The organism is Mesorhizobium sp. Arg314, from assembly GCF_053714275.1.
Genome location: NZ_JBSKBP010000123.1, coordinates 1 through 3704 on the forward strand (window position 1 = coordinate 1; position 3704 = coordinate 3704).

The 3704-nt window shown below is 61.1% G+C and carries 3 protein-coding genes and 1 pseudogene; 1 reads left to right on the forward strand and 3 read right to left on the reverse strand.

What is annotated here, in order from left to right:
- Nucleotides 1-446 (forward strand): hypothetical protein (locus tag ACWGS9_RS34210; RefSeq protein ID WP_454509349.1); only part of this gene is annotated, 446 nt, incomplete at its 5' end.
- Nucleotides 447-824: 378 nt separating this feature from the next.
- On the opposite strand, the gene ACWGS9_RS34215 is transcribed toward ACWGS9_RS34210, so the two are convergent.
- From ACWGS9_RS34215 to ACWGS9_RS34225, 3 genes and pseudogenes are all read right to left on the reverse strand, one after another.
- Nucleotides 825-3203: a hypothetical protein gene (locus ACWGS9_RS34215; RefSeq protein WP_454509350.1), complete on the reverse strand. Its 2379-nt coding sequence runs from the start codon at nt 3201-3203 to the stop codon at nt 825-827.
- Nucleotides 3204-3206: 3 nt separating this feature from the next.
- Nucleotides 3207-3362 carry a type II toxin -antitoxin system TacA 1-like antitoxin gene (locus ACWGS9_RS34220; RefSeq protein ID WP_454509351.1) on the reverse strand — a complete coding sequence of 52 codons (156 nt, stop codon included), beginning with the start codon at nt 3360-3362 and terminating at the stop codon, nt 3207-3209.
- Between the two features lie 14 nt (nt 3363-3376).
- Nucleotides 3377-3704: pseudogene (locus tag ACWGS9_RS34225) on the reverse strand (hypothetical protein); the annotation flags it as partial.

Sequence of the window (3704 nt, forward strand, 5' to 3'; positions counted from 1 at the left end):
GAGCGGGCTGTTTAAGCGGGACGACTTTCAACGGAATGTCTCCTGGATTGATGATCGATCGGAAGTCCCCTCGTGCGGCCCTCTGCTGCCGCCGCGCGCTCCAACTCCTGGATGGCTTGCCGCCGCACGATCTTCGCCGCATGCTGGGCTCGGTATTCAATCCAAAGCGGACGGGGAATGATGAAATGAGCGGGCCCGACAACGAGCAGGCTTACATCAGTCGCATCAATGGCCTGGCCTTCGCACTTGAAAAGGTCTGTTTTCGGCTGAAGGAACTCCACCCGGATATGCCGGTGGGGGAGATCGAAGCGTTGCGCGACGATCTCATTCAGAAACTTAAGAACTCCGATATCCCCGCAGAATCCGAAATGCTCCACGTGGAGATAGTCAGGCCCGCAATCGAGACCATCGAAGCGGCTTTCGCTGGCATCATCCGTGACTGGTGAGAATTTGAGGCGCACCCGCTCCCCGGAACGGCGCCCATGAAGGGTATCACCAACCAGCCAGCACTCCTCGTATTTCATTGAGATGATCATTTCCATCACGTGCTTCGATGCGTGCGAGCGGTTGTGTTGCCGAGCGGCACTCCATCTTCCGCGTCTAACGAACTTCGCGTATTTTGAGCGCCCATGATCCCCAGGTGGCTTTTCAACGTGCTCTGCCTTGCCGTTTTCATCCCGATGATGTGGGTGGCTGGCATGCTGCTCCGACCGATTACCAACTGGACTTCTGAGCGCTTCGGATGGACTGGCTTTTTCGTCATGGTCATCGCCTGGGTAGTTGCCGTGACATGGACCTATTTCCGAAACCGTCGCCTTGGCCGCCTACCGTGGCAGCGCTCCAACAGGTAGCGACGGCACATTCTGGCTGCCATTCATCAGCATTGCCCGCGCAACGAGCTTGGCGCCGTCACTGAGTTTTGAGCTGATAGGCGCCATGCGCTCGTAAGCTAGCAAAGCGTTGGCCACGTTCTGCCGCATCGGCGAAGTGAGTACGTTGGCTACACCTGACCTCGCCAATGATGCTGCTGACTCCCTGCCAGCATTAACCGCGTTGACGGCCCTGTGCACGCCGTATGCCAGCGGGAGGCCTGCAATCTCGCCAACCTCGGGCATGCCGAAATAGGAGCCCACGAGATGGCCGAGCTTGGAGCCGATATACGCGCCTGCCAGATCGCTGGTGCCGTGCGCAGCGCCGCCGATGGCCTGGGCAACCGGGATATCCGTGTCGGCTGCTGTGGCCATCGCGGTCTTGGAGCCCTGGAGCGCAAGATTGTTGGTCGCCTGCATCTGGGCCTGTCGGTCCAGCTCGTCGAGCAGACTCTGCGTTTGCTGGTCGCCGATGACTTGACGGAGCTTTTGAACGGGATAGCCGTCCTCATTTGCCAGGAGTGCTTTAACCCCAGCAGCGTCTGCGCGTGCCCTTCCCATGGTGTCGGTTAGAGCTTTGCGGGTGCCGAGCTGAAACGCCTGCTGCTCGGGTGGTGACATCGTTGCCAGCCGCGATTCCAGAAGGTCGGGATCATAAACCTGGCCATTGGATTTCGGCGCGAAGATCGATCGGCCGTTTTCGAAGGCGTTTTCAACGGCCTTGTCGCTCGCATATTGGGAGCGGGCAACGGCATAGTCCGGGTTGGCAGCGTCCATTTGGTTCAGAAGCCTGGAGCGAACGTCCCATAGCGCCCGCGCCTTGGCATTGTCGCCGCTGCGGAATGCCGAGTTGGCCATGTCGTCAATGACATCCTGTGCGCGGTGCAGTGCCTCGATGCCGCCGTTTCCGAAATTGGGACCTGCGATGTAGCCCCTGGCTTGCTGGAGCGCCGCAGAAATAGGATCTGGCGTCGTGCCGGCCGCCGTGGTCGGAAACATTTCGGAATCGATCTTGGCCACCACAGGCGTAACGTCCACCTTTGCCTGGTTGGCGAAAGCCTTGGCATAGTTCGCAGCACCGTTCGTCGCTGTGGTAGCCTTGAGTTGCGCCATCATCTGAGGCGCATTGATGTCCGGTCCGGCAGCAGCATCGACAGCGGCGTTCATTCGAGGGCCGAACTGATCGGCACGCTCCGTAAGATTCTGCGCCATTTGCGGCGAAACGTCAGGGTAGCGCGACGCGAGCCGCGCCGTCATGCCCTGTGTGGCGGGACCGGTGTCGGCAAGCACGGCACCCGGGCCTATGTCGGCCTGAGTCTGGAGCGCGCTCCCTACCGTGTCGCCCTGGCGGCCAAGATTGGTCACGATCGATTTAGCCGCGTCTGCCGGAACATCGGAGCCGTGGCCAAGCGAATAAATCGCGTTCAGCACCTTATTGGCACCGGCGCTGACAAGCCTACCCGCCAAAGATCCCAGCGGCACTGATGCTAAGCCGAGGCCGCCACCCCACTCTGCGCCGGTTCGAGCACCTGAGAGACGATTGCCCGGATCCGCACTCAAAGCGCCCTCGACACCGCCAAGACCGGCGCCCATACCAGCATTTGCCAATAAAGTCGGGACTATACCGCCACCAAGCGCCTGAGCGCCCTTAACGGTGAGTGCAGCCGCCCCCAGACCGGGCAGAAGCGCTCCGCCTACCTGACCCGCCGTCGAGAGATACGGGTGCTCTGCTCGCTGACGAGCGAGAACCTGTTTCTGGGCAGCCTGATCGATGTCGTAGGTATTTTGGAAGTTGCCTCCCATCGCAGCTCGGGCAGCGGCATCGGCTGCCGACACAGCTTCGTCGCCTCCACCGAAGGACACGCCTTGAAAGGTCGGGGCGAGCGCCCGCGTGCTGTCCAGCCCGGAACCGGCTCGCTTGAGCAAAGCCATGTCCTGGATGGCCGTGTTACGATCGCCACCGTCATCGCTGGGACGCGCCACGGAAATCTCGGGTTTGTCGGAGATATAATCGCTGGTCGCGCCATGGATGATCACTCCAGGAGGTGGAGCGCCGTAGGGTGCAAACGGATCACCGTCGACCGGAACCAGCGTGAAGCCGGGAGGCGGCTCAGGAATGCCCTGGAACCGTGGGCCTACTGGTATGCCCTGGAACCGTGGACCTTTCCCGCTTGACGCGGCCGAAGGTTCGCCGTCAGCCGGGGCATTGTTTGCCCACGGATCTCCATCAACGGGAACGAGCCGGTAACCGGGCGGCGGTGGCGGCGGGGCGTATTTCGTCCAGGGGCCGGGCTGGGCCACCTGCGCCTGGGTGTTTGGTGCGGTGCTGGGCATCGTCTACGCCTCCACTCGCGAGGACGCTTCAGTCGCGGTCTGACGCACGAACTCTGATAGAGTGAGATGGCGTTGGCGAGCGGCAGCTTTCAGCCGCCGCTTCTGCTCTGTTGGGATGCGGAGGATAATCCATTCAGTCATTCCGGAACTGGGACGCATCGGGGCGAGTTCCTCTATGGTGCCAGGATTACTGTCGGATCGAGGCCGAGCGCGGTGATGAAAGCCACGGTCGCCAGATCATCGCAGTTCACGAAAGGCTTATCGGGCGCGAACCACTGGGAAAACTGATCCGGATTAGCCCACAGTGCGGTTTGCGCCTGCGCCATCTTATTGGCTGCGCGTACTCTATCCATCACGCATGATTTAGCCACGGTCAGGCGTGGCGGTGTCGGAGGAGCGTAGCCGGGAAATGTCGCAGCCAGGCGTGTCTCAGTCGCATAGTCTGAGAATACAGCTTCGCCAGCCTGCGCGACATAATCAGGGTCGACCGCATGGAAGCTT